Annotated in this window: 25 protein-coding genes and 1 pseudogene; 9 read left to right on the top strand and 17 right to left on the bottom strand. The window is 44.4% G+C overall.

Going from position 1 to position 26,630, the window contains the following annotated elements; translation table 11 throughout:
* The 7 genes from B853_RS00730 to B853_RS00700 all read right to left on the bottom strand — a co-directional run.
* Positions 1-909: LTA synthase family protein (locus tag B853_RS00730; RefSeq protein ID WP_487247905.1), on the bottom strand; the 909-nt coding region annotated here is incomplete at its 3' end.
* Positions 910-1,059: 150 nt separating this feature from the next.
* Positions 1,060-1,869: a bifunctional DNA-formamidopyrimidine glycosylase/DNA-(apurinic or apyrimidinic site) lyase gene (mutM, locus tag B853_RS00725; RefSeq protein ID WP_038883440.1), complete on the bottom strand. Its 810-nt coding sequence runs from the start codon at positions 1,867-1,869 to the stop codon at positions 1,060-1,062.
* Positions 1,870-1,987: 118 nt separating this feature from the next.
* A complete protein-coding gene (locus tag B853_RS00720) occupies positions 1,988-2,464 on the bottom strand; it encodes a hypothetical protein (RefSeq protein ID WP_038883438.1) in 477 nt (158 codons plus the stop codon).
* Positions 2,465-2,640: 176 nt separating this feature from the next.
* On the bottom strand, positions 2,641-2,811 hold the full coding sequence (rpmG, locus tag B853_RS00715; protein WP_004410866.1) for a 50S ribosomal protein L33: 171 nt from the start codon (positions 2,809-2,811) through the stop codon (positions 2,641-2,643).
* A 13-nt stretch (positions 2,812-2,824) separates the two neighbouring features.
* A complete protein-coding gene (gene rpmB / locus B853_RS00710; RefSeq protein ID WP_005467944.1) occupies positions 2,825-3,061 on the bottom strand; it encodes a 50S ribosomal protein L28 in 237 nt (78 codons plus the stop codon).
* Positions 3,062-3,364: 303 nt separating this feature from the next.
* Positions 3,365-4,039 carry a RadC family protein gene (gene radC / locus B853_RS00705; protein ID WP_038883436.1) on the bottom strand — a complete coding sequence of 225 codons (675 nt, stop codon included), beginning with the start codon at positions 4,037-4,039 and terminating at the stop codon, positions 3,365-3,367.
* A 113-nt stretch (positions 4,040-4,152) separates the two neighbouring features.
* Positions 4,153-5,826 (bottom strand): methyl-accepting chemotaxis protein, encoded by a 1,674-nt coding sequence (locus tag B853_RS00700; protein ID WP_038883435.1) that lies wholly within the window; start codon positions 5,824-5,826, stop codon positions 4,153-4,155.
* A gap of 207 nt (positions 5,827-6,033) precedes the next feature.
* Between B853_RS00700 and coaBC the strand changes: the two genes are divergently transcribed.
* The 4 genes from coaBC to lpxL all read left to right on the top strand — a co-directional run bounded on the left by coaBC (position 6,034) and on the right by lpxL (position 9,786).
* Positions 6,034-7,236 carry a bifunctional phosphopantothenoylcysteine decarboxylase/phosphopantothenate--cysteine ligase CoaBC gene (gene coaBC / locus B853_RS00690; protein WP_038883432.1) on the top strand — a complete coding sequence of 401 codons (1,203 nt, stop codon included), beginning with the start codon at positions 6,034-6,036 and terminating at the stop codon, positions 7,234-7,236.
* A gap of 156 nt (positions 7,237-7,392) precedes the next feature.
* Complete coding sequence (slmA, locus tag B853_RS00685) at positions 7,393-7,983, top strand: nucleoid occlusion factor SlmA (RefSeq protein ID WP_010445075.1); 591 nt, start codon at positions 7,393-7,395, stop codon at positions 7,981-7,983.
* A gap of 2 nt (positions 7,984-7,985) precedes the next feature.
* On the top strand, positions 7,986-8,837 hold the full coding sequence (locus B853_RS00680) for a glycosyltransferase (protein ID WP_038883430.1): 852 nt from the start codon (positions 7,986-7,988) through the stop codon (positions 8,835-8,837).
* Positions 8,838-8,847: 10 nt separating this feature from the next.
* A complete protein-coding gene (lpxL, locus tag B853_RS00675; protein ID WP_038883428.1) occupies positions 8,848-9,786 on the top strand; it encodes an LpxL/LpxP family Kdo(2)-lipid IV(A) lauroyl/palmitoleoyl acyltransferase in 939 nt (312 codons plus the stop codon).
* Positions 9,787-9,927: 141 nt separating this feature from the next.
* Here lpxL and pyrE read toward each other — a convergent pair whose 3' ends face one another.
* Both pyrE and rph read right to left on the bottom strand, forming a co-directional pair.
* Complete coding sequence (pyrE, locus tag B853_RS00670; protein WP_038883427.1) at positions 9,928-10,569, bottom strand: orotate phosphoribosyltransferase; 642 nt, start codon at positions 10,567-10,569, stop codon at positions 9,928-9,930.
* 104 nt (positions 10,570-10,673) lie between these two features.
* Positions 10,674-11,390 (bottom strand): ribonuclease PH, encoded by a 717-nt coding sequence (rph, locus tag B853_RS00665; protein ID WP_038883426.1) that lies wholly within the window; start codon positions 11,388-11,390, stop codon positions 10,674-10,676.
* A 174-nt stretch (positions 11,391-11,564) separates the two neighbouring features.
* On the opposite strand from rph, the gene B853_RS00660 reads away from it, so the two are divergent.
* Positions 11,565-12,431 (top strand): YicC/YloC family endoribonuclease, encoded by an 867-nt coding sequence (locus B853_RS00660; protein WP_038883423.1) that lies wholly within the window; start codon positions 11,565-11,567, stop codon positions 12,429-12,431.
* A 66-nt stretch (positions 12,432-12,497) separates the two neighbouring features.
* On the opposite strand, the gene B853_RS00655 is transcribed toward B853_RS00660, so the two are convergent.
* The 8 genes and pseudogenes from B853_RS00655 to B853_RS00620 form a co-directional block, all read right to left on the bottom strand.
* Positions 12,498-13,451, bottom strand: coding sequence for a DMT family transporter (locus tag B853_RS00655; RefSeq protein WP_038883421.1), 954 nt, complete (start codon positions 13,449-13,451; stop codon positions 12,498-12,500).
* 198 nt (positions 13,452-13,649) lie between these two features.
* Positions 13,650-14,021 (bottom strand): hypothetical protein, encoded by a 372-nt coding sequence (locus B853_RS00650; protein ID WP_038883419.1) that lies wholly within the window; start codon positions 14,019-14,021, stop codon positions 13,650-13,652.
* Positions 14,022-14,190: 169 nt separating this feature from the next.
* Entirely contained in the window at positions 14,191-14,616 is a 426-nt protein-coding gene (locus B853_RS00645) for a phosphate-starvation-inducible protein PsiE (RefSeq protein WP_010445065.1), read from the bottom strand.
* A 163-nt stretch (positions 14,617-14,779) separates the two neighbouring features.
* Complete coding sequence (locus B853_RS00640) at positions 14,780-15,619, bottom strand: ABC transporter ATP-binding protein (RefSeq protein ID WP_081641154.1); 840 nt, start codon at positions 15,617-15,619, stop codon at positions 14,780-14,782.
* Positions 15,620-15,655: 36 nt separating this feature from the next.
* On the bottom strand, positions 15,656-16,513 hold the full coding sequence (locus B853_RS00635; protein WP_010445063.1) for an ABC transporter ATP-binding protein: 858 nt from the start codon (positions 16,511-16,513) through the stop codon (positions 15,656-15,658).
* A gap of 9 nt (positions 16,514-16,522) precedes the next feature.
* Positions 16,523-18,352, bottom strand: coding sequence for an extracellular solute-binding protein (locus B853_RS00630; RefSeq protein WP_038883417.1), 1,830 nt, complete (start codon positions 18,350-18,352; stop codon positions 16,523-16,525).
* Positions 18,353-18,390: 38 nt separating this feature from the next.
* Positions 18,391-19,434 carry an ABC transporter permease gene (locus tag B853_RS00625; RefSeq protein WP_038883416.1) on the bottom strand — a complete coding sequence of 348 codons (1,044 nt, stop codon included), beginning with the start codon at positions 19,432-19,434 and terminating at the stop codon, positions 18,391-18,393.
* Position 19,435: 1 nt separating this feature from the next.
* Positions 19,436-20,462 (bottom strand): annotated as a pseudogene (locus tag B853_RS00620) (ABC transporter permease subunit).
* 821 nt (positions 20,463-21,283) lie between these two features.
* Here B853_RS00620 and B853_RS00615 point away from each other — a divergent pair.
* The 4 genes from B853_RS00615 to B853_RS00600 all read left to right on the top strand — a co-directional run bounded on the left by B853_RS00615 (position 21,284) and on the right by B853_RS00600 (position 26,610).
* Positions 21,284-23,881 carry a TonB-dependent receptor plug domain-containing protein gene (locus B853_RS00615; RefSeq protein WP_010445059.1) on the top strand — a complete coding sequence of 866 codons (2,598 nt, stop codon included), beginning with the start codon at positions 21,284-21,286 and terminating at the stop codon, positions 23,879-23,881.
* A 62-nt stretch (positions 23,882-23,943) separates the two neighbouring features.
* On the top strand, positions 23,944-24,708 hold the full coding sequence (locus B853_RS00610; protein WP_010445058.1) for a DUF3450 domain-containing protein: 765 nt from the start codon (positions 23,944-23,946) through the stop codon (positions 24,706-24,708).
* A gap of 3 nt (positions 24,709-24,711) precedes the next feature.
* Complete coding sequence (locus B853_RS00605) at positions 24,712-26,073, top strand: MotA/TolQ/ExbB proton channel family protein (RefSeq protein ID WP_010445057.1); 1,362 nt, start codon at positions 24,712-24,714, stop codon at positions 26,071-26,073.
* Positions 26,074-26,082: 9 nt separating this feature from the next.
* Positions 26,083-26,610 carry a MotA/TolQ/ExbB proton channel family protein gene (locus B853_RS00600; RefSeq protein ID WP_010445056.1) on the top strand — a complete coding sequence of 176 codons (528 nt, stop codon included), beginning with the start codon at positions 26,083-26,085 and terminating at the stop codon, positions 26,608-26,610.
* Positions 26,611-26,630: the final 20 nt, after the last annotated feature.

Here is a 26,630-nt window from a genome sequence, read left to right as displayed (position 1 = left end):
CTTATGTGGATCATCCTCAATAAGCACGTTATTTCCCATTCCTTCCATTAAAGCCATTACAACATGAGGAGGGTTCTCTGCTAAATAATCGTTTTGAGGAGTCTGATATTGAGGGTTATCTTTCCCCAGTACCTTTATCATCTGCTGCTTAACTACTGCTTCAGGTACGGGTTTAAAATTAAACTGTTCAGTATAATCGCTTCTTGCCCAGTCTAACGCCATGAATGCGTTAGGACTAAGTACATTGAGAATTTTGTGTTGCGATACGCTCGCGTGGTAGCGCTTTAATGGAAGCGATCCAAGCGATCCTCGAGCACCAGCAACGTAGCAAAAAATAACGACAACAACACTCACCGTAATTAAACCCGCATGATGCCTAGGCCATTTCCATTTCTCAGAACACTTGACACCATAGGAGGCATATTTGTAGCTCAGATAAGCAATACCTAGGGAAAAGAGCAGAGATATTAGAATTGGGTAGTCAGCCCAAACACTCGACAATACTGCCGCAGTATCGTCATCAAATAATCCAAACGCGAAGAGGTCAAAATGATTCCCATAGGTCACGTAGTAATAGTAGTTACCAATAGAAAATATACACAACAAGAAGAAAACACTGGCGGTGTAGGAGGGAATTGCTGCTTTTACAATTCTAAACTTTCTAGAAGAAGATCCACATATTAAGCCAGAAAGAAATAATGGCGCAAAAGCAATTGCAACGACTTTAAGATCGAACCTTCCCCCAACCCAAAACATTCTCCAGATATCATCGCTAGCAATACTAATTAAGGAGTATCCTTCAACCGCTAGGAAAAAGACCATTCGGCATAGTGATAAAAAAACAACTGCTGAAAAGATAGAAGCAAAAATAAGCTTAACTAACGTTCGATAGTTATGCTGAAAACTCATAGGTACTGCTTAATACAAAATAATTATGATAATAGTGATAATTCTATCATAAGCATGCAACAGGACCGTCACAGCAAGTTCAAAGAAAAGACATCCCTTTTCAGTAAAAGCGTGAAGTGCAGCAACTTCCTAGACATTGACTCACATTATCTATTGCTGGCATCCACCACAGAAGAAGGTATTACGTTGCCCTATTTTCTGTTCTTGGATAGCTTCACCGCATTCTGGGCATGGCTCTCCGGCTTTTCCGTAAACTAATAACTCTTGTGCGAAGTAACCTGGTTTACCATCTGCTTGGGAGAAGTCTTTCAGTGTCGTTCCGCCTTGCTGAATGGCGATCTCAAGCGTGGCTTTGATGTTCTGCACCAGTAATCGCCATTCTTTCTTAGTTAGTTTTCCTGCAGGGCGAGTTGGGTTAATACGTGACTTGAACAAAGACTCATTGGCATAAATATTTCCTACTCCGACAACAACTTTGTTATCCATAATAAACTGCTTAACCGCAATGCGCTTACTTTTGGCTTTGCCTGCTACGTAATCAGCATTGAACTCTTCATTTAGAGGCTCTGGTCCCATATGACTCAAAACTGCGTGAGATTCATTTGGCGCACTCCAAAGCCATGCGCCAAAACGGCGCGGATCGTTATAGCGCAGCACTTTTCCATTACTCAACTTGAGATCCACATGATCGTGCTTTGCGGCAGGAAAGTCAGCATCAAGCACACGCAGTGAACCCGACATGCCCAAGTGAACGATCGCTGTCCCCTCATCCGTTTCAATCAGCAAATACTTAGCACGACGAGTGATATTACGAATCACATGCCCTTCTAACTTTTTAAGTTCCTGAGGGATGTCCCAACGTAATTTCGGTGTTCGGAACACAAAGACCTTGATCGTTTGACCAATCAAATGTGGACTGATGCCCATTCGGCTAACTTCAACTTCTGGTAATTCAGGCATTTGATTCTCCTCACAACACTAAGAACTTTGATACTGGATGGCTAGCATAATCGAAAAGAGTTAAGACAAATACAGCCTTTACAAAGGGTTATTGGTTAGAAATCACTTGGTTATTAAGCTATTTGGGCATGATGTAATTACCATCGACAGAAATCGCAATCCATTTTCCCTGCCAGTTTTTAAACAGCCAAAAATCGTCAAGACGATAAAAAGTCACTCGCTGCGGCTCTTCGAGCCCTCGATACCAAATTTCGATGCTTTCAGGTGATGATAAGTGTGGTTTCAACTGTTCATATTGCTCTGGTGTCAGCTCCGTACCTTCCAATGATTGCCAGCGAGTCACAATATCTTGTACGGGAATATTGGCTTTAATGTTTGAGCTCCACTGACCATTTTGTTTCTCAAGTTCCCAACCTGAAAAATAAATCGCGCTAACTTCATGATCTGAGCGCAACAAATTTGGGTAAGGATCCACTTGTTCGTCAATAAGGTAAGTTTTGATCCAAGTTGGGGCATTTAGGATCAGCATAAAAGCAATGATGCCCAATATAAGAATGTTGTTCCAACGACGACGACGAGCCGGGCTAACGCGCATAGTAGTTCCTAATCTCATATGATTAGAGAACAAACTATCAAAGCTCATCAATCTTGACTAGAGCATCCGCACTCAAACACGGCGAAGGTAAGTATGAAGTAAGAAGAGAAATTTATAGTAATAAAAAACCCAGCTCGAGAGCTGGGTTTTTTTAATCGTCAAAGAGACTCAATCAATTACTTGATTTTCGCTTCTTTGTACATAACGTGCTGGCGTACAACTGGATCAAATTTCTTGATCTCAAATTTGCCTGGCATGTTACGCTTGTTCTTATCAGTTGTGTAGAAGTGACCAGTACCTGCTGAAGATACTAGACGGATTTTCTCACGAACGCCTTTCTTTGCCATTGCCTATTTCCTCTTAAACGTTTTCGCCACGTGCACGAATATCAGCAAGAACAGTATCGATACCTTTCTTGTCGATGATGCGCATACCTTTTGCAGTAAGGCGTAGTTTAACAAAACGTTTTTCGCTCTCTACCCAGAAACGATGAGTTTGTAGGTTCGGCAGAAAACGACGCTTAGTAGCATTTCGTGCGTGTGAACGGTTGTTACCCGTTACTGGACGCTTACCAGTTACTTGGCATACTCGTGACATGAATGTCTTCTCCAAAATCGTTTCAGCTCGATATCAACCTTGGTGGCCGAACCTCTCTATTTCTTGGAAAGAAGTTAGAGGTTAAGAACCGCTATGGAAAATCCATACAAGGCTATCAAAGGTCGCGCATTATACTAACTTGATATGCATTGCTCAAGACCCGAACAGATCCTTTTTACAGGTTTTCGTGATCTTTTTTTAGACAGCAGGTTTTTTCTAGCAGTCCAAGCTGAATTCAGTTAAAAATTTAGTGGCGAGGATGATAGCAGATTTTTAGCAACTAACAACCTAAAAAATGCACAGTTATATCCACCCTCTTTCTGCAAAAGAAACGCTTTCGCCATCACCGATAACGAAATGGTCCAAAATCCGTATATCCACTAACGCTAAAGCGTCGATTAAACGCCGGGTAATCCTTCTATCTGCTTGGCTAGGTTCCGCCACACCTGACGGGTGGTTGTGAGCCAAAATCAATGCAGCGGCGTTGTGGTGCAAGGCGCGTTTGACTACTTCTCTTGGATAAACCGATGCAGCATCGAGTGTTCCTTCGAATAAAATCTCACCTTTTATTACCCGATGTTGGTTATCTAGGAAAAGAATGTAAAAAGCCTCTCTTTGGCGATCTCTTAATATAGAAGAAAGATAAAGTTTGGTTTGTTCCGGACTGGTTAATGCGTCACCACGCTTTAGTGTTTCTGCTAAATAGCGTTGCGTCATTTCCAGAACAGCTTGTAATTGAACGTATTTAGCTTGTCCTAACCCTTTATGTTGGCAGAACTCTTGCTCTGAAGCTGAAAATAACTGGCGCAGCGAACCAAAATCTTGAATGAGAAAATCTGCCAGCTCAATGACATTCATTCCTTGCGTGCCAGTACGAAGGAAGATAGCCAGTAGCTCTGCATCGCTCAGTGCTTGTGGCCCTCTATGAAGCAGTTTCTCTCTTGGCATCGATTCACTGGGCAAGGTTTTAAGTATCATCAATGGGACCTGTTCGTTAAACTGCCCCTATTGCACTAAATAAAAAGCGAAAGCCGAAGCCGACTTTCGCTTTTTTCGTTAGCCACTACTTTTCTATGTAATAAAGAGATCAATCAGAGTTTGAAATGCCCTACAAGATCGTGCATTTCAGATCCTGATCGAGATAACTTGGTACTAATATGCTCTGAGTTCTGCAATGTATCATTAATTCGATTCACAATTTGCTGTATCGCCACCAAATTCTGATTAATGTCTTCAGCCACAGCACTTTGCTCTTCTGCAGCTGAAGCCGTTTGAATCCCCATATCACGAATAGTACCGATGGAATGATGCACGCCAGACAACGACTGCTGGATCAGCGATGACTCCTCTACCGTCTTCACTCCTCGCTCTTGGCTAGCCGCCATCGTCGTTACCGCTCTAGAGACACCACTTTGCAGCTGCTTAAGCATATCGCCAATTTCATGAGTGCTGTTCTGTGTTCGACTCGCCAGTGAGCGTACTTCATCTGCAACCACAGCAAAACCACGCCCCTGTTCACCCGCTCGAGCAGCTTCAATAGCGGCATTCAAAGCCAATAAGTTGGTTTGCTCTGCAATCTCACCAATCACATCCAGCACCTTGGTGATTTGCTCAGTTTGTTGGCTTAATTCAGAAATCGCTTCAGACGTACTATTCACTTCTTCGACCAGCTTGCTAATGCCATCAATGGCTTGGTCGACTTCCCGCTGCGCTTCTGTCACCTGATCATTGGCATCATCGATCGCCTGCGCCGTCGCATTCGTATTGGTCGCCACCTCTTTCGCCGTCATGCTCATCTGTGTTACCGCCGTCACTACTTTTTCCGTTTCTAAGCAGTGATTTTGCATCTGCCCACTCGCTTGAGAGGTTTGTTGATCAAGTTCACCCGATACGGTTTGTACCGTGGTAGCAGAGCGATGAATGTCTTGCATAAGCGGGTGGAGCTTATCCATAAACTCATTAAACGCTGTCGCGACTTCTCCCACCTCATCTTTACTTTCGATTTTCAGACGTGCTGTTAGGTCCCCTCCACCAGCAGCAACATCTTTAAGTGATGTCGCTATGTGTTGTAAAGGTTGAATGCCTTTAGTCACAGCGATACTGGTTAGAATACTTGTGATGATAAGGCCAATAACTGAGATCGTAACTGCAGATAGCGTATGCTCGTTCAATTCTTGTGTCCGCAATTCACGCTGCATGGCCACTTGCTGATCGATATCATCGATATAAATACCAGTACCCAGTACCCAATCCCATTTTGATAAATACTCTGCATAGCCAAGCTTTGGAGCCTGAGCATCAATTGACGGCTTATGCCATGAGAAATAAAGGAAGCCATCGCCATTTTTAGAGGCGTCAATCAATCCGCCAATGACCGCGACACCATTTTCATCTTTCAAGCCAATAAGGTTCTTACCTTCCAAAGATGGTTTAATCGCATGCAGCGTGTTCACACCTTTTGAGTCGTAAGCAAAGAAATAGCCATCACTCTCAAAACGCATTGCTTTAAGGATTTCTTTTGCTGCTTCTTTGTTGCTGCCATTCACATCCGTGTCGTAAAGTGGCTTTATCGCTGTCACCCCCATCATCATATAGGCTTGTAGCTCTTTCTTCCGGGTCTCTATGAGCTCTTGTCTACCCCGTACCAACTCCGCTTCTAAACTATTACTACTATTGATGTAGTACACCGCAGAGATCAATGTGGTGATCAATAGCAAAGGGATCAGAGTGACCAGCAGCAATTTACTTCGACTTTTCAATACCATTTTTATTTTCCACTACCTTGTTATCGTTCTTTTCTCTCTATCTTGCCGAGCACACGAAAATTGTCTGTGAAGTAAACAAAACTTTTATATAACGTTCGGTCACTATTATTCTGTTGTTTGATGTGGATTAGCTTCTGGACAGATTTGCCTGGGCGACGAAAGATTCACTTGTGCTAAACTCGTCGCCAGAAAAATTGGAGATCTCACATGCAAACACTAGCAGGAAAGAAAATTCTACTCGGCATCAGTGGCGGTATTGCCGCGTATAAATGTGCGGAGCTAACCCGTCGCCTAATAGAAAGAGGCGCGCAAGTTCAAGTAGTGATGACCAAAGCGGCGAAGGAGTTCATTACTCCCTTGACCATGCAGGCAGTCTCTGGGCGTCCGGTATCGGATAGCTTGTTAGACCCAGCAGCAGAAGCATCGATGGGTCACATTGAACTGGCAAAATGGGCAGATTTGGTTCTTCTTGCACCTGCAACTGCCGATTTAATTGCTCGTATGTCGGCTGGCATGGGTAACGATTTACTGACTACGCTCGTACTTGCGACAGATTCACCAATCGCGGTATCTCCAGCAATGAACCAGCAGATGTACCGCAACATCGCCACCCAAGAAAACATTGCGACCCTAGCACGCCGCGGTATGCACATCTGGGGTCCGGCGGCAGGCGAACAAGCATGTGGCGATGTAGGCCCAGGTCGAATGCTAGAACCAATGCAACTTGTCCATCTGTGTGAACAGTTTTTCCAACCAAAACTGTTAGCTGATAAGTCGATTCTGATCACTGCGGGTCCAACCCGAGAAGCCATTGATCCAGTGCGTTACATCTCTAACCATAGCTCAGGCAAAATGGGGTTTGCGTTGGCGAATGCTGCTGCACAATTGGGCGCTAACGTGACACTTGTCAGTGGTCCAGTAAGCTTGAGCACGCCAGCCGGAGTAGAGCGAATTAATGTGGCTAGCGCACAAGAGATGCACGATACAGTAATGGCTCACGCTGCAAAGCATGATGCCTTTATTAGTTGTGCTGCCGTAGCCGATTATCGCCCTGAAGATGTCGCGTCTCAAAAGTTGAAAAAGACCGAAAACAATGATCAGATGACCATCAAAATGGTCAAAAACCCTGATATTGTTGCGGCCGTTGCAGCGATGACCGAACAACGCCCATTTACGGTGGGTTTCGCTGCCGAAACGAATGACGTTGAGACGTACGCACGTGGCAAGCTGGTAAAGAAGAACCTTGATATGATTTGTGCCAACGATGTTTCAGTTGAAGGTCAAGGGTTTAACAGCAACGACAACGCCATTACTTTATTCTGGCCACAAGGTGAACAGGCATTAGCATTGGAATCCAAAGAAGCCCTAAGCTTCAAAATCTTAGAAAAGATGCATGACTTAATGCAATAACCCATTCGTTTTCATCGAAAACTGGCACAGATTTGGTATAAACATGACAACTGAGGGTGTTAAAGCTCCCATTACACCCTCACTAGTCTAGTTTGATGCCAAATAGCGTCTTATAATCCCCTCCGCTCAATTTTGTATTTTGAAAGGAAGTAACTAATGGCCGGCAGTAAAAAATCCAACCGTCGTGAAGAAATCTTGCAAGCTCTCGCACAAATGCTTGAATCTACAGAAGGCGCTTCACGCATTACTACGGCAAAATTGGCGAAACAAGTCGGGGTATCAGAAGCCGCGCTTTACCGCCACTTCCCTAGTAAAGCTAGAATGTTTGAGGGTTTGATTGAGTTCATTGAAGAAGCTTTGATGACGCGAATCAACCGCATTTTGGATGATGAGAAAGACACATTAGAACGCATTCGCATGGTGATGCACCTTATTTTGGCATTCTCCGAACGTAACCCTGGCCTGACACGCATTCTTTCTGGTCATGCTTTAATGTTTGAAAATGAGCGCCTTCGTGAACGTATCAACCAACTGTTTGAACGTATTGAAACACAACTTCGTCAAATCCTGCGTGAACGTAAGATTCGAGAAGGAAAATCTTTCCCTGTTGAGGAACGTATTTTAGCCGCTCAAATTCTAGGACAAGTAGAAGGTAGCCTAAACCGTTTTGTTCGTTCAGACTTCAAATACCTGCCAACAGCGAACTTTGACGAATATTGGGCGCTCCTTAGTGCACAAATAAAATAAACATGAATACGACTAACCAACCAAAAGCAAGCTTGATCATTGCTTTTTACAATAACACACAAGCGTTAGACCTGATTTTTAATGCATTATCAGATCAAACTGAACCAAACTTTGAAGTTATCATTGCTGATGATGGCTCTAAACAAGACGCCATTGATTTTATCGCTAAACGTGCTGAAGAATTACCTTATAAAGTCAAACATGTATGGCATGAAGATAAAGGCTTTAGAAAGAATAGAGTTTTAAATCACTCAATACTGGCCTCTAATAGCAACTATTTAATTTTCATAGACGGCGACTGTATACCTCAAAAACACTTCATAGAAGATCATGTCTGCAACGCTGAAAAAGGGCGTAGTCTGTGTGGTCGACGTGCAGAGCTTCCTGAAAAGTTTACTGAAGATGTATTGAATTCGGCCTATCCAGGAACATTCTTTGAAGACAACAAATACCGTTTGCTATTTCACTACTTTACCACTAACGGCAAACATAAAGAAAAAGGTCGACATGTAGAAAAAGGGTTGCGTATAGCAAACCCATTCATACAACACTACCTACAACGCTCAAAAGTAAAAGGAATCTTAGGGTGTAATTTCTCTATCCACAAAGACGACATCCTGAAAGTCAATGCTTTTGATATGCGCTATGAAGCCCCTGCAATAGGTGAAGATAGTGATATTGATTATCGCCTAAATTTAGTTGGTATTACCAACAAACCTTTGTGCAATTTAGGATGTCAAATTCACATGTACCACCCTTGGTTAGATCGCCCATCTGTGAACAAAGAGCTGTTTCAAGAGACAGTAAAAAACAAAGCAGCTTGGGCTGAATTGGGGATCTCGACACTTATATAGGGAGACAATAATGAATAATGAAGGCAGCTTCTCTTTGTCTTTACTCCACCCCAAACATTGGGGCGTATGGATCGGTTTTGGATTTCTGGCAGTAATAGTCAACATCCTACCCTATCGTCTATTAAAATCACTGGGACACTCTCTCGGTGCTTTGACACCAAAACTGTCGCCAAAGCGAGCTGCGATTGCAAAACGAAACTTAGAGCTTGCATTCCCAGACAAACCCGAAGCTGAAATCACTAAAATCGTTGATGAAAACCTTAAAAATACTGGCTTAGCTTTGATTGAAACTGGCATCACTTGGTTCTGGCCAACTTGGCGTTTCAAAAATCTAATTGTAGAAAAAGATATCTGTGCTTTACGCACAAAAGCTACAGAAGGTAAAGGCGTCTTACTGTGCTGTGTTCATGCCCTTAACCTTGAGATCACTGCTCGTGCTTTTGCTGTTCTTGGCGTGGCAGGTTACGGTGCATTTCGCCCGCACAACAACCCTGCATACAACTTTATTCAGTATTGGGGACGTACACACAACGGCAATAAGTTGATTGATCGCAAAGACGTCAAGCAGATGATTCGTGTACTGCGTAGCGGTGAACGTTTGTTTTATTTACCAGACCATGATTACGGTCGTAACAAGTCCGTGTTTGTGCCTTTCTTCTCAGTCGAAGATGCATGTACTACAACTGGTACCAGCATTCTGGCTTACACGTCTAAATGTTCAATTATTCCGGGTTCTGGTTTCCGTAATGAAGATGGCAAATATGAAATCATTGCTGATAAGTGCATTGAAGCCGATTACCCGAATAAGGATGAGGTAGCGGCAGCTGCCTACATGAACATCTTTGTAGAAGAAGTGATTCTGCGAGCACCTGAACAATGGATGTGGCTACACAAGCGTTATAAAACTATGCCAGATCCAAGAGTGAGGCAAGGGACACGCTACGATTAACTCTCAAACAAGATAGAAGGCTGAAGTATACGCTTCAGCCTTATTCGTTTTCTATTCTAAAGAGTGTTCAAAGTAAGCGACCAACTACTGAAGTCGGTGATTTAGAGCTGGGATAGAAGGCTCTACTTTTAATACTGCGGTCTAAATGCCGTATTCCGCGCGGTACGCTTTTACTGCTTCTAGGTGCTCTTTGTCTGTACCTTTCTCTTCAAGGAAAGTCACAAGGTCTGTCAGGCTAACGATTGAGATTATTGCACAACCAAAGTCACGCTCTACTTCTTGAATCGCAGACAACTCACCTTTACCTTTTTCTTGACGGTCAATCGCAACTAACACACCTGCTAGGTCTGCACCGTTTGCTTGGATGATTTCCATTGATTCGCGAATCGCGGTACCTGCTGTGATTACGTCGTCTACTAACATGATACGACCTTCAAGTGCTGAACCTACAAGGTTGCCGCCTTCGCCATGGTCTTTCGCTTCTTTACGGTTGAAGCAGTATGGCGTGTCGATGTCGTGGTGATCTGCAAGCGCTACTGCTGTTGTCGTCGCGATTGGGATACCTTTGTACGCAGGGCCAAACAGTACATCAAACTCAATGCCTGAATCCACCAACGCTGCTGCGTAAAAACGACCAAGACGCGCTAGATCACGACCAGTATTGAAAAGACCAGCGTTAAAGAAGTACGGGCTTTTACGGCCAGATTTCAAAGTAAACTCACCAAACTTAAGAACTTCTTTCTCAAGTGCAAACTCAATAAATTCACGCTGGTATGCTTTCATTATTTTCTCTCTATATCCTTGGTTTCTTGTGTCTCTTCTCGACAATCATTCATTTCTCTGTTGTCGAGATAAAAAAATAGCCCCCATAATGGGAGCTATCTAAATCAATTGGCTAACGCCGCCTTCTGCGCTGCGACAATTTCCGTAATGCCGACTTTCGCCGACTCTAATAGAGCCATCAGCTGCTCATGACTGAACGGTTCACCTTCTGCGGTGCCCTGAATTTCAATCATCTTGCCTTCTTCCGTCATTACGACGTTCATGTCTGTGTCTGCCGCTGAATCTTCAACGTACTCAAGGTCACACAGAACATCATCACCAAGTAAACCAACGGAAACTGCCGCTACGTGGCCTTTCATTGGGTTTGCTTTTAGCTTGCCGCTATCCACTAGGTGTTGGAACGCATCCGCTAGAGCAACGCTTGCGCCGCTGATAGATGCTGTACGAGTACCACCGTCGGCTTGGATAACATCACAGTCAACCGTGATCATGAACTCACCCATCGCTTGTAGATCAACCACTGCGCGTAGGCTGCGTGCGATCAGGCGTTGAATTTCCATTGTACGGCCACCTTGCTTACCGTTCGCAGCTTCACGACGAGTACGCGAGTGAGTCGCACGAGGTAGCATGCCATATTCAGCAGTTACCCAGCCTTTACCTTGACCTTTTAGCCAACGAGGCACAGATTCTTCAACGGTCGCATTACACAACACTTTGGTGTTACCAAATTCAACTAACACAGAGCCTTCAGCGTAAGCTGTGTAGTTACGAGTAATTTTGATTGGGCGAACTTGGTCCGCCTTGCGATCGTTTGGACGCATGGGCATCTACCTTAAGTAATGAGGAGAAGACGATTTGGTTGGGCGCAGATTATAGCGGAATCGATTAAATAAAGCTATCTGGACAATCTCTACACAGAATAGCACAGCCACAACTCTCTGGCTGTGCTACTATTGCGGGGTAATTTTCAGCAAATTAGAAGACAGGAAAATTCGATGATTTACAGTATGACAGCGTATGCGCGCAAAGAAGTAAAAGGCGATTGGGGTAGCGCAGTGTGGGAAATCCGCAGTGTGAACCAACGCTACCTAGAAACTTACTTCCGCATGCCAGAACAATTCCGCGCTCTTGAACCTGTACTGCGTGAGCGTTTTCGTAAGCGCCTAGCACGCGGTAAAGTAGAATGTAGCCTACGCTTTGAAGCAAACCCAGCAGCAAAAGCTGAACTTAGCATCAACGAAGCACTGGCAAACCAAGTGATCAAAGCGGCAGAACAAGTCATGCACATGACGGGTGAACTAAGCCGCATCAACCCATTCCAAGTAATGCAATGGCCAGGCGTGATGGAGACGCCAGAGCAGAACATGGATGAGGTAAACAAAGAACTGCTTGCTGCATTTGATGAAGCAATTAGTGAGTTCATTGAAGCGCGTGGCCGTGAAGGCGACAACATGAAAGCGCTGATCGAGCAACGTCTCGAAGCGATCACATCTGAAGTGGTAAAAGTTCGTGCACGCATGCCTGAAATCCTAGAATGGCAACGTGAGCGTCTGTTCTCAAAATTTGAAGATGCAAAAGTTGAGCTAGACCCATCTCGCGTTGAGCAAGAGCTGATCCTTCTGGCACAAAAATCAGACGTAGCGGAAGAGCTAGACCGCCTTGATTCTCACGTAAAAGAAACCACAAACATCCTGAAGAAAGGTGGCGCAGTAGGCCGTCGTCTAGATTTCATGATGCAAGAATTCAACCGCGAATCTAACACGCTAGCGTCGAAATCTATCAGTACAGACATCACCGCATCAGGTGTTGAACTGAAAGTTCTGATTGAGCAAATGCGTGAACAAATTCAGAACATCGAATAACAGACCTTTCGATTTCTCTTCTAAAGCCCTGCATTGCAGGGCTTTTTTAATAAACTTTAGTCTGTGTTAGGCATTGAGATTCTTCATACAATGCTCACATAGCACCGGCTTTGGCTCTGCAGATTTAAGGCGAAAGCGCTGCCAGAAAGCAGGCTCGGCTTTCGTTACAAAAATACCGCCAAGTAATGGCAGCAGCAGGGCAACAGAAACCAACGACAAACTGTTACCCGCAATCCATGTTGAAAGGCTAAGCGCAATCAACGGGAAAAACAGAAAACAAATCGAGGCAGTAAACGGCGTCGACACCTGTCCAAGTTTAAAGTACGCCACGATGCCACCGACGCTGGCAAACATACCTAAATAAATCACAGCGGTAATCGAATCCATCGAGAACTGAGAAATATCTGGCTGCTCAACAAGCAATGAGGTGATAAACAACAATACGGAAGCGACAAAGCTAGGAAAGGCGTTGTAAGTCAGTACAGGAATACCCTTGCAGAACTTTTCGACAAACACATACATCACCGAATGAATTGCGACCGCCCCACCTAAAGCGAGAAAGCCCAGTAGATAATCCTCGCCACCTAAACTCATCTCTTTAGCCAGAATCAGAATTAAGCTCAGAACCGCCACCAAAAGACCAGCAATCTGCGATTTACGTAACCTAAGTCCAAGGAACAAGCTCGATGTCACCATGACTGCAATTGGCATATTGGCGAAGATGATCGAAGCAAGACCTGATGAAATGTACTGTTCGCCAAAAATCATCAAGGTAAATGGAATCGCGAAATAGAAAATCGCGACCACGAACATCCAAAATACTTTTCCCTTAGGAAAGAACAGGGGCTGATTGAGGTGTTTCGCCAACATGATTAATAGCGGCGCTGCGATCAAAAAGCGTAGTCCGGTAGCAAAAATGGGCGGAATAGTTTGCACCGCCACTTCCATCGCAAACCACGTGGTGCCCCAAATTAAACACACAGACACAAACAAGATGATCGGTAAATGCTTATGCATCATGGCGACCTCCCGCTTTTCGGTTGATAACAAGGTTTGGCAGGTGCGCAGCAAGGTGCTCGTTACGAGCAATTAGATTAGTTTTCATTTTTCATTCCCATCACAGGATGGTGCAAATAGAAAGCTATTCACACGCATAACAAATTCACACGGCAATTCGTGCAGTAACATTGTTGGCAGCGATACGCTGCGAGATAGGAATTAAGCTATCGGAGGGCGATAGTGAGAGTGCATGTCTGCACTGGTGTAGAGCGCGGCTTTGCTTACCGCCATTTCATCTCGGAATGGAGCTTCATAAATTCTTAGCTGAGCTTCAACAACAGCCGAACCCGATGCGTGACCATGGGAACAACACTGCTTTTCAAAGCATGTTCCGCCAGGTTCACAACAACTCGGTTCGTCCTTTTCTGCTGAACCAAAGGTTAAGTCACAGTAGCTAATATGCAGAGACTCAGCCGTCGTGATGTGGCTCACTGTTGATGGTATTTCTGCACGAGCGATACCGCTTGAAAGCGCAAATGCAATCAAGACACTCAGCAGAAAATAAATTGTCGATGTGCTTTTCGCTAGCATCACAATATCTCATCAGAACAGGTAAAAAGGTTAGTGTGAAGATACTCATCAATTAGACAAGAAACAAGATGGCTTGAGATGACTTTACACTTTTTTACCCCAATGCCATTTGGATGTGATTTCCCTTCACGCCAAAACAAAGCCTCGCACTGGGCGAGGCTTAATAACATCATTCGTCTTTTTCGGCGGTTTGATTATCGATATACGGCCAATAATGATGACCGACTCGAATAACCAAGGTTGCCGCAGCCAGAATAAACGCGGCTAAAGAAAGCCATACGATCATCACTGAGTCGAGTTCTTTCATGCCAAGCGTGATGTAACGAGCAATGGCCATCATAGCAATGTAAATTGGATAACGAACCGGTATCTTACCGTTCATCACAAACTGCCCGACCATGGCCAACACTTCGAGGTAGATAAACATCAATAAGATGTCATCAAGTGAAACACGCTTTTGTACATAAATATGGATAAACTCTTCCACCATCGCCCACACGGTCGCCAAAGTAATAGCAACCAATAGAACGGCTTCAAGCAGATGAAAAAGTTTCAGAAATGGACGACTGAATGATTTAGGTAAATGCGACGGCATGGCCAACTATCCAAAAAAATCAAAGGAATAAGTTTGCAGTGTAGCACGCTATTTTACAGAAACTGAAGGCACGTGCGTTCTCCCGCTATAAAAATACGCTCATAATAAAAACGCCCCAACTAACTGGAGCGTTTTTGATGATAATTTTACTCAGCAGATGGCGCTACGCCACTTGCTGCTTTTTTTCTGCTAAGCGCTTTTTCTTGCGGTATTTCGGGTGCGTAATCGGAATCGCCGATAAAAGCTTTTTGGTGTAATCGTTCTGAGGGTTCGCGTAGATCTCCTTCGCGTTACCCGCTTCTACAACTTTACCAAAGTACATCACCGCTACTTTATCAGACACATGCTTCACTACAGACAAGTCATGGGAGATAAAGATGATTGCTAGGTTCATCTCTTGCTGGAGTTGCAGTAGCAAGTTCAAGATCTGCGCCTGGACCGATACATCCAACGCTGAAACCGACTCATCACAAATCAACAGTTTAGGCTTTAGAGCAATCGCACGTGCGATACCAATACGCTGACGCTGACCACCAGAGAATTCATGTGGGTAACGGTTTACTGCGGCTTCAGGCAGACCGACTTTAACCAGTAGCTCTTTAACCCACTGCTTACGCTCTGCAGATGTGCCCACATTGTGAATCACGTATGGCTCTTCGAGAATCATGCCAATAGTATGACGCTGATTAAGTGATTCCATTGGGTCTTGGAATACGATCTGCATATCTTTACGCAGAGAACGCATCTGCTTTACGGATAACTTGGTGATGTCTTTGCCTTCAAAGAAAATCTTGCCCTCAGTTGGCTCATACAACTTGAGAATCGTGCGGCCCAAGGTACTTTTACCACAACCAGACTCACCTACTAGGCCAAGAGTTTCCCCCTCGCCTACTGATAATGACACACCATCAACCGCTTTAATGGTGTAGCCTTTCTTAAACAGCCCTTTACCAGATACAAAGTGCTGCTTAAGATCTTCAATTCTTAATACTTCTTTAGCCATAACATCCTCTTTTATGACGTGCTCACTTTGCACCTGTTAGCTAGCAAACATGCTGGCATCAATTGGCTTAATGTCGATCATCTGTTTTGGTTCATTATCCAAACTAGGCATCAACCCCATCAAGCGCTCTGTGTAAGGGTGTTGTGGATTATCAAATAGCTCAAAAATCTCCGCTTTTTCGACAATACGACCACCGTACATCACCGCCACGTCATCACACACTTCGGCAACCACACCAAGATCGTGGGTAATGAAGATCATCGCCATGCCCGTCTCTTCTTGAAGCTCATTCATTAAGTCAAGGATAGACGCTTGAACGGTTACATCCAGTGCGGTAGTAGGTTCATCACAAATCAAAATGTCAGGCTTACATGCCAACGCCATCGCAATCATCACACGCTGACGCATACCACCTGATAAGTTATGTGGGTACTCGTTCAAGCGCTTTTCTGGCATTGGAATTTTAACTTTCGCCAGCATTTCAATGGCATAAGCTTCCCGTTCTTTTTTCCCTAATTCTGGGCGATGCAGCTCTAGCACTTCACAAAGCTGGCGACCGATAGAATGCACCGGGTTCAGTGCCGTCATCGGATCTTGGAAAATGATCGAAATACGGTCACCACGCATGGCGTACATCTCTTCTGCTGGGAGCGTCACGAGATTAGTGCCACGATAGTTAATCTCACCATTAATGATATTACCGTAAGGCTTAGGTAACAGACCCATGATGGACATTGAGGTCACACTCTTACCACTGCCCGACTCACCTACCAAACCAAGCGTGCGACCTGCACGAACATCAAAGTTAACACCATGAAGTACCTTTACCGGGCCATCGTCGGTCGTGAACTCTACTTCTAAATCTTTAACACTTAGGATTACATCGTTTTCCATAACACATCCTTACAGCTTATAAGTGTCGTCAACAAACACACTCGGCTCAAAAGTTTTACCCGACTTCATCGCCTTTTCAGTTTGTTTCTTAATATCTTTGTCGATCCAGAACACCCCAAGACCCGGAGAGAATGCATTAGGGAAAAGCATCGCTGTTCGTTTCGTCATTGGTTGCTCAGGATACTTCATCCAACGCCAATGACCTTCACGGGTATATGGCACCATATATCCAGGAACAATCACGGCAGCGTCATTAATAATGGTTTGGATTTGACGAGAAATTGCGCGCTTTTTATCGATATCAAACTCATGTTTGAAATCCATAATAAGTGCATCTAATTCTGGAGAACTGTAATTAGCATGGCTGTTAGTTTGCGGTTTGTTCGCATTCACTGAATGGAAATACTCCCAGTATGCCGGAACTTCTGCTGTTCCCATCGTTAAGAATGCCACCTCGTGCTTCTTCTCTAAGATGTATTTAAACGCCGATGAACCATCCACCAAGTTCAATGTGTACTCAAGCCCAGCTAACTTGGCTTGTTCTTTAAGGAATGACATTCGTGGTGTATGACCCGCAAAGCTATACGTGATGGCAAAGCTTAATCGCTGACCTTTATCGTTGACACGGATGCCGTCCTCAGCAATTTGATCAAATCCCGCCGCCTTAAAGTACTCCACTGCTTTTTCAGGCTCAAACTTTGGCGGTACCGCATCTTTCAAATCATAATCACCGCGCCCTACGCCTAAGGCATTCGGTTTACGAACATAATCCCCACGAGTGAGTTTTTCGATCATGCCATCAAAATCACTCGCCAATGCGACGCCTTTTCGCACATTTAAGTCGCTTAGCATTGGGTTAGCGGTATTCAGCCATAAGCCGCCAGCCCCTTCTGGATATTGATTGTAACCCCAGAATTTAGTGATATAACCTTTCTCGTATGGCGCAGTTTTGGTCTTGTCATGCCATAGGATCGGCCTAACTAAACCAAAAGAATCAAGCTTGCCTTTTTCGAAGTGCTTCATCGCGATATCTGCATCTCGGATCACGGTAAAGCGCACTTTTTCTACATTGTAGCGATTCTTATAGTATGGATTTGAGTAACCCCACCAATCTTCTCCGACGTGCTTAAAAGTAACACTTTTGCCTTTTTTGACTTTATCTAGGTAGTAAGCAAACGTCGTTGGCTCACTCTTAAAGTTGTATTTGCGAACAAAGTTATCATCGATGCCATCGCCATTTTCATCTTTCGATGGATTGGCATAAAAATGCGCAGGTCTAGGGGTCAAAGAGCCTAGCGTATACAACAGATCTTCTTGGTTTTTCTCTGAGCCAGAAACGAAAGCCAAAGTGTGGTCATCGTATTTGATGACATCAGCGATCACATTGGTGTAGTACTCGTTATACCATGGTGCAACGATATCTTTAGAGCGGTAAAACTTAAGCATGAAGACAAAATCATCAGCAGTAACCGGCTTGCCATCAGACCATTGAGCTTTTGGATTTAGCTTGAAATAGATAGTCTTGTTATCGTCATCGAACGCCCACTCATTAGCTAGGTCAGGAATCCACTCTAGCGTGTTTGGATGCTTTCGAACTAAGTTTGGTGCATCATCGGCAAACCATCCGCGTAGCCCAGAGTTAGAATCGGGGCCAACACTGCGAAGTGTCTGGGGGAAACTAGACATGAAGGTACGATAAGTGCCACCAAATTGCGCTTGTTCAGACGCATATAATGGTGCATCCCAATTTGTATGCCAGTTTAAGTCAGTCTGAAGCGTCTCTGACATCGCACCAAAACTCAGGGCGCTCAGCGTAGACGCTAAAAATAATTTATTCATAAAACTTCCCTTTTTTATGTTTTGCTCACAATGCTTGCTTAAACATAGCGTGTGAATTTTTTCGGGTCGAACGCCGCTCGAATCGCTTCACCAATAAAGGTCACCATGACCAATACCAGTACAATCGAAGCCACAACTGATGAAACAATCCATGGCGAGTCTAAATTCGACTTACCTTGTTGCAACAGCTCGCCCCAACTTGGAGTTGGTGGCATCAAGCCAAGGCCGAGGTAGTCCAGAGCCGTTAGCGCGGTGATGTTTGCTGCGATAGTAAAGGGTGCAAGCGTCACAATCATTACCATCGTGTTTGGCAGAATGTGGTTAAACAGGATACGACCAGTTGAAGCCCCCAATGCACGAGCCGCCATTACGTATTCACGCGCAGACTCTTTATAAGTCATGGTTCGCATGTACCAAGTCATCCCCATCCAGCCAAATAGGACGTTGATGGCGACGAATAAGGTAAAGGTAGGCTGAACAATCGATACTAAGATCATGATGACATACAGGAATGGCACCATTGACCAAACTTCAATTAGACGCTGAACAAATAGGTCAAACTTTCCGCCCCAGAAACCCATCGCACAGCCAACCGCAGTACCGATAGCATAAGAAATAGCCATCGTTAGTAGCGCGAAACCCATTGCGGTACGAAAGCCATAGACTAGTCGAGCTAAAATATCGCGGCCGATAACATCGGTACCCAAATAGTGTTTGTCTTCAGCACTTGGCGCCGTTGGAGGAAAGTCACCACTGAAGTCTTGCTCATATGGGTTCCAAGGCACGATAGGTAGAATAACGAAGTTATCACTGCCTTCCGCAGTAAATACTTTCTGTAGTTCGCGGTAATCCGCTTCGCTAGAGGACGCTTGTCCAAAGTCACTTCCCAAACGTACATCGCTCACAACAGGGAAGTAGTAACTACCATCGTACTTTACTACCAACGCTTTGCTGTTGATCAACAACTCCGCAAACAGCGATAAAACCAACATGGTCGATAAAATAAGAAATGACCAGTAACCACGTTTTATATCTTTAAAGTGGCGGATTTTCTTTTGAGTTAATGGGCTAACTTTAATCATATTACGCTCCAAACTTCACACGAGGGTCGACTAAAGCAACACAAATATCAGAGATGATGTTACCTATCAGAAGCAGCATCGCGTTGATAGCGACAATTCCCATTACTACTGGGTAGTCACGCTCCATAATCGATTCATAACCAAGCAATCCGATACCATCGATATTGAAAATAACTTCAATCAAGAATGCCCCGGTCATAAAGAACAATAACGAGTTGCCAAAGTGAGAAGCGATAGGTATCAAGCTATTGCGTAGTGCGTGCTTGCGTACCGCTTTCTTAAACGGTAAGCCCTTGGCAATCGCAGTACGAATGTAATCTGACGACAGGTTTTCCATCAGGTTATTCTTCATCGTCATGGTTAGCGTTGCAAAATCACCAATCAAGTAACAAATAAGAGGCAGCACCGCATGCCACATAATGTCTTTAGCACGCTCAAAGAAGGTTTCATAGTCGTCAAAGTCGTCCCCGACAAAGCCTCCCATTGGGAACCACTCTAGGTGATAACTGAACAACGTAATCAGCAAAACACCAACTACATAGCCAGGTAAGGCATAGCCAACGAAGATAAGAATAGAAGAAGCAGAGTCAAACACGGAACCATGCTTCAACGCTTTGTAGTAACCGAGCGGAATTGAAATGAAGTAACTAATAAAAAACGTCATTCCACCATAAAATAGTGAGACTGGCAGGCGCTCAGCGATCATGTCTGAAACAGGTTCGTAGTAACGGGTTGATTCACCGAAGTCTAAAACCAATAATCGGCTTAACCAATCGATATAAGCCTCTGTTACAGGCTTATCTAGACCGTAAAAAGCATTCAGCTCAGCGATTTGATCCTCTGAAAGTGCAGTATTACCCCCCCGCAGAGGTCATAGCCGCGGCACCGTCTCCCTGCGACTGCATTTGAGACAGCATTCGCTCAACTGGGCCACCGGGTACAAATCGAGTGATAGCAAAAATTAGAATAGTAATTCCCAAGAATGTTGGAATCACTAATGCTAATCGGCGTAAAAAATACGACAGCATATACAACTTACTCCATGTCTACTGTCCATTGTTAGGCGGGTTCGGGGAGGAGGTTTCCGGCCCAAAATGGTGCAATTCGATAACGTAGCAACTGAAGTTATTAAAACGCACTCCCTGAGTTTCAATAACTAGTTTTTTCCACTACTGCAACAATTTCAGCGTCATATTTATCTTGAAACTCCGCACGCTTCAAGTGTTTGAGCCCAAAACATGACAAACTTCCTTCAATGTCGAAAAATGAAAATGTTTTTGTAAAAAAATATAAAAAACCACAAAAGTCATTCATACAGAATATCAATCTAGGCACTTTAGAGTGAAAAGCTTACATAAACATGCACTAACAGTGACTATTAAGACACTTAAACCAAAGGTTAATTTGACGTCAAAATATCAATGAGCCCTTTTATCACAATGGGTATCATAATTTGATACCAACCACTACGATCGAGTTAACATGTCACCCATTCCATAAAATGAGTGCATAAGAACAATATGCTGCATATTATCTAGTTTTTAGCATTCAAAGCCCGCTTAAAAACCATAGACAACATAAGACATTACTGTTTACAAGAAACACAAAATACGGTGTTTTATTAAAATTTGATCTCGTTTTATAAAGATCTTACAGGAAAATATTCTGTGATTTATGTCACCCTTAGGTTTTTACATCTTTTTTACATTTACTTATCTCCCTTTACCACTGGTTTGACTTCCTTTTTTCATCTCAGGTATACATGCCATTAGCGTTAACGAAATATTAACGTCACAATTGGTCGTTATGTGGCCAGACATAGGAAATAATAATAATCGGAGCAACAAGGATGTATAAAAACACAACCGCTTTATCTGTTGCGATCAGCCTTGCACTGGGAACCGCAGCAGTGGCACCTCTAGCAGCGCAGGCAGAAGAGCAGCAAGTTGAACAACTTCAGAAAATGAAGGTAACAGGTTCACGAATCTCCACTACGGATATGGAAGGCCCATCTCCAGTAACTGTAATAAGCAGCAAAGACATTGAATCGAAAGGTTTCAATAGCGCTCAGGACGTTTTAAACAGTTTGACTCAAAACACCGGCGGTGTGATGGCGCAAACAAACTCATTCTCTTTCACTCCTGCAGCTCAATCGGTAAACCTACGTGGTCTTGGAGCTTCTCGTACGTTGATTTTGATTGACGGTCGTCGCTTACCTCAATATCCATTAGCAGAGAACGGCACTTCAAACTTCCAAGACATTGGTCAGATCCCTGTAGCAGCTATCGAACGAGTCGAGGTCATGACTGACTCAGGTTCTGCAATCTACGGTTCTGACGCAATCGGTGGTGTTGTTAACTTCATCCTGAAAAAAGACTTTGATGGTGTTTCAGTTAAAGTTCGCGCGGGTGATGCCACTGACGGTGGTTACCAAAATGGTCGTCTAGATGTTGTTGCAGGTAAAGACTTCGATGACAAAAGAATTCTATTCGTAGGCCAATTTGCTGGTAACGAGATGCTGAAACAGTCTGACAGAGACTGGGCCGGTGACGATAACTCAAGTCGCTCACAACTAAGCGGTTACTCAAGCTACGGTTCAAACTTTTATGGCAAAGATGGAACTCATCTAACTCCGGCCGACGTAGGTTCATCATGTAAAGAAGTAGTAGGCGAAGCAGGGGTAGACCGTGCTGATGGTAAGTGTGGTTTCAACCGTTCTGCATACCGGACGCTAAAGCCCGAGAACAAACAAATTGATTTGCTAGTCCGTGGCGAAATGGACGTAAACGATGATGTAACCGCTATGGCCGAAGCGCGCTTTGGTTATAAATCTACGGAATCTGAATTCGAACCAAACCCATACAATGTTGTTGTTGACGATACACACTTCCGTGGTGCTGGTGAATATACTCGTCGTATGGTTGAGTTTGGGCCTCGTGAAAGTAACACAGAAGCTGATTCTTTCGGTCTAACGTTCGGTCTAAATGGTCTACTAGCGGATACTTATGATTGGGACGTTTATGCAGGTTACTCAGAGCAATCTGTAGAAACTGATAACCCGGCTATCTACAAAACTCTTGATGAAGCCGTACAAAACGGTGAAGTAGACCTACTAGGCCCAATTTCACAAGAGGCTGTGAACAAATACAGTGGTACGTCAACCAAAGAAGCCTACTCAAAGCTTTACTCTCTAAATGGTTCACTTTCTGGCGATTTAATTGACTTACCTGCGGGTATGTCTGGTTTCGCTGTATACGGTGAGTGGAACCGCACGGATTACCAAGAAAGCATTGATGCTACTACGGCTGCTGGTGGTTTCTCTGGCTTAGGTGGTTCTGCTGGTGGCGGTGAGCGTGATCAAGTCGGCCTAGGTGTCGAAGCTCTGATCCCTATTATCGAAGATCTAGAAATGACTGTAGCAGGTCGTTATGACCACTACTTCGATGACTCTGCAACTGGTGGCGCGTTCACTCCAAAAGTGGCACTAGCGTATCGCCCAACAGATACATTATTGCTTCGTGGTAGCTATGGTCTTGGTTTCCGAGCGCCAGACCTGAAGCGTCTATTCGGTGAAGTTACTCGTGGTTTTGGTTCAGGTTTCGATCCTGTACTGTGTGAAGCAGCAGGTGGTAGCGGTCCTCAGGACAAAGATAAGTATCCTGAGTGTGATACTCAATATTTTGATACTGAAAACGGTCCAAATTCTGAGCTAGAAGAAGAAACAAGTACCAACATTAACTTGGGTCTTGCATGGGAGCCAGTTGACGACTTGGGTCTAACTGTAGACTGGTACCACATCAAAATGGAAGATGTTGTAACAGCGCCAAGCTACCAAGACGTAATTAATGATCCAGGTAAGTACCCTGGCACTGAAGTGGTTCGTAATCCAGACGGCACAATTAAATCAGTATCTTACGGCCCGGTGAACCAATCATTTGAAGAACGTTCAGGTATCGATATCGCTGTTACATACGCTTACGATACTAATGAGTATGGTTCATTTAGTTCTCGCGTCGCTCTAACCAAGATCCTTATCGCGGAATACCAAGAAAACGATGCAGAGCCAGTAATCGACGAAACTGACTTTATGCCAGAGTACACAGCAACCCTAAACTTGGGTTGGGCTTACCAAGATGTAAGCATGAATGTATTTGGTAAGTACCGTGACCGCATGTGTTCTAGCTATGCTAACCGTTACTACTTTGATGACTGTGACGCAGCAAAAGCTGCTGGATATGACGCAGAAATTGCAAGTATGACAACTTGGAACCTTACAACCACTTACCAGTTCAACGAGAATGGCCGTGTGACTTTGGGTGCTATCAACCTATTCGACAAAGTACCACCTAAAGATCCTCTAAATGATACGTCTCCGTTCTATGCAAGTGGCTATGACGACCCAATCGGTCGCCAACTATACATCGAAGCATCATACGACTTCTTATAAAAAATTTGGCGCGGGTTTTCCGCGCCCTTTTCGACTGACTTAAACACTGACAAGGATGCAACATGAAATTTAAGGAATTTGGCCTTAGTGCCATAGCTGCAGCATTGCTTACTATCAGTAGTAGCTCTGTAGCAGCAAACTCAGGAGCAGTTGTTTCAACACAAGCAAAAGCAAACAAGTCCTCAGAAGTTTCACAACAAAAGATCGACACCTATGCCGAAAGCACGGAAGGTATGCTCGCGGAATACAAAGGCTTATTGCGTCAGGTAGACAGCATGAAAGTCTACAATGAGCAGATCAATCGAATGGTTCAATCGCAACAAGGCGAACTGGATTCACTTAATAACCAGATTGCTCAGATTGACCAAACAGCCACAGAGGTTGTACCCCTAACACTGAAGATGATCGACGCACTAGATGAATTCGTGACTCTCGACCTTCCTTTCCAAAAAGAAGAGCGCACCAAGCGTGTCAATGAACTGCGTGACCTTATGGATCGTGCAGACGTAACAACATCAGAAAAATTCCGTAAGGTGATGGAAGCGTATCAAATCGAAGAAGGCTTCTCTCGCTCAATTGAATCTTACAAAGCTAGCCTAGAGCGCAACGGTGAGACCGTGACTTACGACTTCCTACGTATTGGTCGTACTGCGCTTCTGTTCCAATCTCCGGATGGCGGCGAAACAGGCATGTGGAATCAACAAACCCGCCAATGGGAATCACTACCTGAAAGCTACCGTATTGCTGTACAGCAAGGCCTTCGTATCGCTAAGAAGCAAGCGCCACCAGCGCTGATCAAACTGCCTGTATTTGCTGGAGAGGAATAAGAAATGAAAGGATTCAAAACTCTAGCCGCTGGTTTACTAGCGAGCTTATTCATGATTTCTGGTGCACACGCTGAGGCACCGAAGAACTTATCTGAGCTTCTGAAAAACGTAAAGTCAGAAAGCATCGTTGAATCAAAAGAGAACAAAGCTCGCGAAGCCGAGTTCAGAAACAACCGTGACAAGCAAGCTGCACTGCTTCAGCAAGCCCGTAATGAGTTAGCCGCACAACAAGCACTCGGCGATGAACTGAAAGCTACGTTCGACGAAAACGACAAGCAACTTACCGAGCTGACTGAAACACTACGTGTACGTTCAGGCACTTTAGGCGAAATGTTTGGTGTCGTTCGTCAATACGCGGGTGAGTTTAAAGGGCTATTCGCTGCTTCACAAAATGCAGTTCAATTCCCAGAGCGTGACGCATTACTTTCAAAACTAGCAGAGAGTAAAGAACTGCCTTCTACGCAAGAACTTGAAGCATTCTGGCACACAATCCTACAACAAGTAGTGGTTTCAGGTGAGACAACAACAGCACCTGCAACTGTTGTATATGGAGAAGGTAAAGAAGCGGTTCGAGATGTCACGCTAGTGGGTGAGTTCAACGCAATCGCAGATGGCAAATACGTAACTTACGTGCCGCAAACTGGTAAGTTTGAAGAGCTATCACGTCAGCCTCGCAAAAACATCACTCGCCTAGTTGGCGGATTTGAAGCTGCAGACGGCACTTACGAACCACTATTTATCGACCCATCTCGTGGTGTGATTCTGTCTCTACTTGTACAAAGTCCTACCGTTCAGGAGCGTATTGACCAAGGTGGCATCGTTGGTTACGTCATCCTAGCTATGGGTGCTGTCGGTGCATTGATTGCGCTCGCTTGTTACCTACGCCTATTGGTTATCGGTGGCAAAATGCGTAAGCAAGCGAAATCAGACACGGTTATTCCTGGCAACCCACTGGGTGAAGTTATCCAAGCTTACCAAGAGCACAAAGGTGACAACCTTGAAGATCTTGAAGCTAAACTCGATGAGATCATCCTACGTAACGCACCGAGCATTGAACGCTTTATCAGCTCAATCAAACTGTTCGCTTCTGTAGCACCACTTCTAGGTCTACTGGGTACGGTTATGGGTATGATCGGTACGTTCCAAGCCATCACACTATTTGGTACAGGTGATCCGAAGCTAATGGCTGGCGGTATCTCAGAAGCACTTGTTACTACGATGCTTGGTCTGGTTGTCGCAATTCCTCTACTGTTCCTGTACACCATCGTACACAGTAAAGGTCGTCGTTTGGTTCAAACTCTTGAAGAACAGAGTGCAGGCTTCATCGCTCGCTATCAGGAAAAACTGCATAAAGCCGAAAGCTAAGGAGGCATTATGTGGTGGTTAGTTGGAGAACTTGAATCAATTAGGCGCTTCTTGGGAATGGGTGGCGACGTACTTGTCGTCATCTTTATCCTCAGCTTCATGTTGTGGGCAGTATTGCTAGAACGTTGGTTTTACTTCGCTGCCGTCGCTCCAAAAGCAATGAAAAAAGCCGTTAGCTTTTGGGAAGAGCGCTCAGAACATAAAAGCTGGAACGCTAAGATGATCCGACAAGAAATCGTTTCTCGTCAGGATATTGAGAATAAGAAAGGGCTGCCAATCGTTAAGGTACTGATTGCACTTTGTCCCCTACTTGGTCTACTCGGCACTGTTGTCGGTATGATTCAAGTATTCGATATCTTAGCGGTTACAGGTACAGGAAGCCCTCGAGCAATGGCCTCGGGGATCTCAAAGGCAACAATCCCAACATTAGCGGGAATGGTGGCTTCTCTATCAGGACTTTTCTTTAGTACTCGTCTTGATCATTTAGCCAGAGTCACCACGCAGAAGCTTGAAGACAAGCTAAAGCACATTGCCTGAGTAAACGGAATTAGAGGTAT

Source organism: Vibrio rotiferianus CAIM 577 = LMG 21460, from assembly GCF_002741985.1.
GTDB lineage: Bacteria > Pseudomonadota > Gammaproteobacteria > Enterobacterales > Vibrionaceae > Vibrio > Vibrio rotiferianus.
The sequence above is the reverse complement of the archived record's forward strand: the minus strand, read 5'-3'. Positions and strand labels throughout refer to the sequence as shown.

Bases quoted from the DNA above. Each gene is read 5' to 3' on its own strand.
- mutM (WP_038883440.1), bottom strand. From the start codon at position 1,869: ATGCCTGAATTACCAGAAGTTGAAGTTAGCCGAATGGGCATCAGTCCA.
- B853_RS00720 (WP_038883438.1), bottom strand. From the start codon at position 2,464: ATGCGCGTTAGCCCGGCTCGTCGTCGTCGTTGGAACAACATTCTTATA.
- rpmG (WP_004410866.1), bottom strand. From the start codon at position 2,811: ATGGCAAAGAAAGGCGTTCGTGAGAAAATCCGTCTAGTATCTTCAGCA.
- rpmB (WP_005467944.1), bottom strand. From the start codon at position 3,061: ATGTCACGAGTATGCCAAGTAACTGGTAAGCGTCCAGTAACGGGTAAC.
- radC (WP_038883436.1), bottom strand. From the start codon at position 4,039: ATGATACTTAAAACCTTGCCCAGTGAATCGATGCCAAGAGAGAAACTG.
- B853_RS00700 (WP_038883435.1), bottom strand. From the start codon at position 5,826: ATGGTATTGAAAAGTCGAAGTAAATTGCTGCTGGTCACTCTGATCCCT.
- coaBC (WP_038883432.1), top strand. From the start codon at position 6,034: ATGCAAACACTAGCAGGAAAGAAAATTCTACTCGGCATCAGTGGCGGT.
- slmA (WP_010445075.1), top strand. From the start codon at position 7,393: ATGGCCGGCAGTAAAAAATCCAACCGTCGTGAAGAAATCTTGCAAGCT.
- B853_RS00680 (WP_038883430.1), top strand. From the start codon at position 7,986: ATGAATACGACTAACCAACCAAAAGCAAGCTTGATCATTGCTTTTTAC.
- lpxL (WP_038883428.1), top strand. From the start codon at position 8,848: ATGAATAATGAAGGCAGCTTCTCTTTGTCTTTACTCCACCCCAAACAT.
- pyrE (WP_038883427.1), bottom strand. From the start codon at position 10,569: ATGAAAGCATACCAGCGTGAATTTATTGAGTTTGCACTTGAGAAAGAA.
- rph (WP_038883426.1), bottom strand. From the start codon at position 11,390: ATGCGTCCAAACGATCGCAAGGCGGACCAAGTTCGCCCAATCAAAATT.
- B853_RS00660 (WP_038883423.1), top strand. From the start codon at position 11,565: ATGATTTACAGTATGACAGCGTATGCGCGCAAAGAAGTAAAAGGCGAT.
- B853_RS00655 (WP_038883421.1), bottom strand. From the start codon at position 13,451: ATGATGCATAAGCATTTACCGATCATCTTGTTTGTGTCTGTGTGTTTA.
- B853_RS00650 (WP_038883419.1), bottom strand. From the start codon at position 14,021: ATGCTAGCGAAAAGCACATCGACAATTTATTTTCTGCTGAGTGTCTTG.
- B853_RS00645 (WP_010445065.1), bottom strand. From the start codon at position 14,616: ATGCCGTCGCATTTACCTAAATCATTCAGTCGTCCATTTCTGAAACTT.
- B853_RS00640 (WP_081641154.1), bottom strand. From the start codon at position 15,619: ATGGCTAAAGAAGTATTAAGAATTGAAGATCTTAAGCAGCACTTTGTA.
- B853_RS00635 (WP_010445063.1), bottom strand. From the start codon at position 16,513: ATGGAAAACGATGTAATCCTAAGTGTTAAAGATTTAGAAGTAGAGTTC.
- B853_RS00630 (WP_038883417.1), bottom strand. From the start codon at position 18,352: ATGAATAAATTATTTTTAGCGTCTACGCTGAGCGCCCTGAGTTTTGGT.
- B853_RS00625 (WP_038883416.1), bottom strand. From the start codon at position 19,434: ATGATTAAAGTTAGCCCATTAACTCAAAAGAAAATCCGCCACTTTAAA.
- B853_RS00615 (WP_010445059.1), top strand. From the start codon at position 21,284: ATGTATAAAAACACAACCGCTTTATCTGTTGCGATCAGCCTTGCACTG.
- B853_RS00610 (WP_010445058.1), top strand. From the start codon at position 23,944: ATGAAATTTAAGGAATTTGGCCTTAGTGCCATAGCTGCAGCATTGCTT.
- B853_RS00605 (WP_010445057.1), top strand. From the start codon at position 24,712: ATGAAAGGATTCAAAACTCTAGCCGCTGGTTTACTAGCGAGCTTATTC.
- B853_RS00600 (WP_010445056.1), top strand. From the start codon at position 26,083: ATGTGGTGGTTAGTTGGAGAACTTGAATCAATTAGGCGCTTCTTGGGA.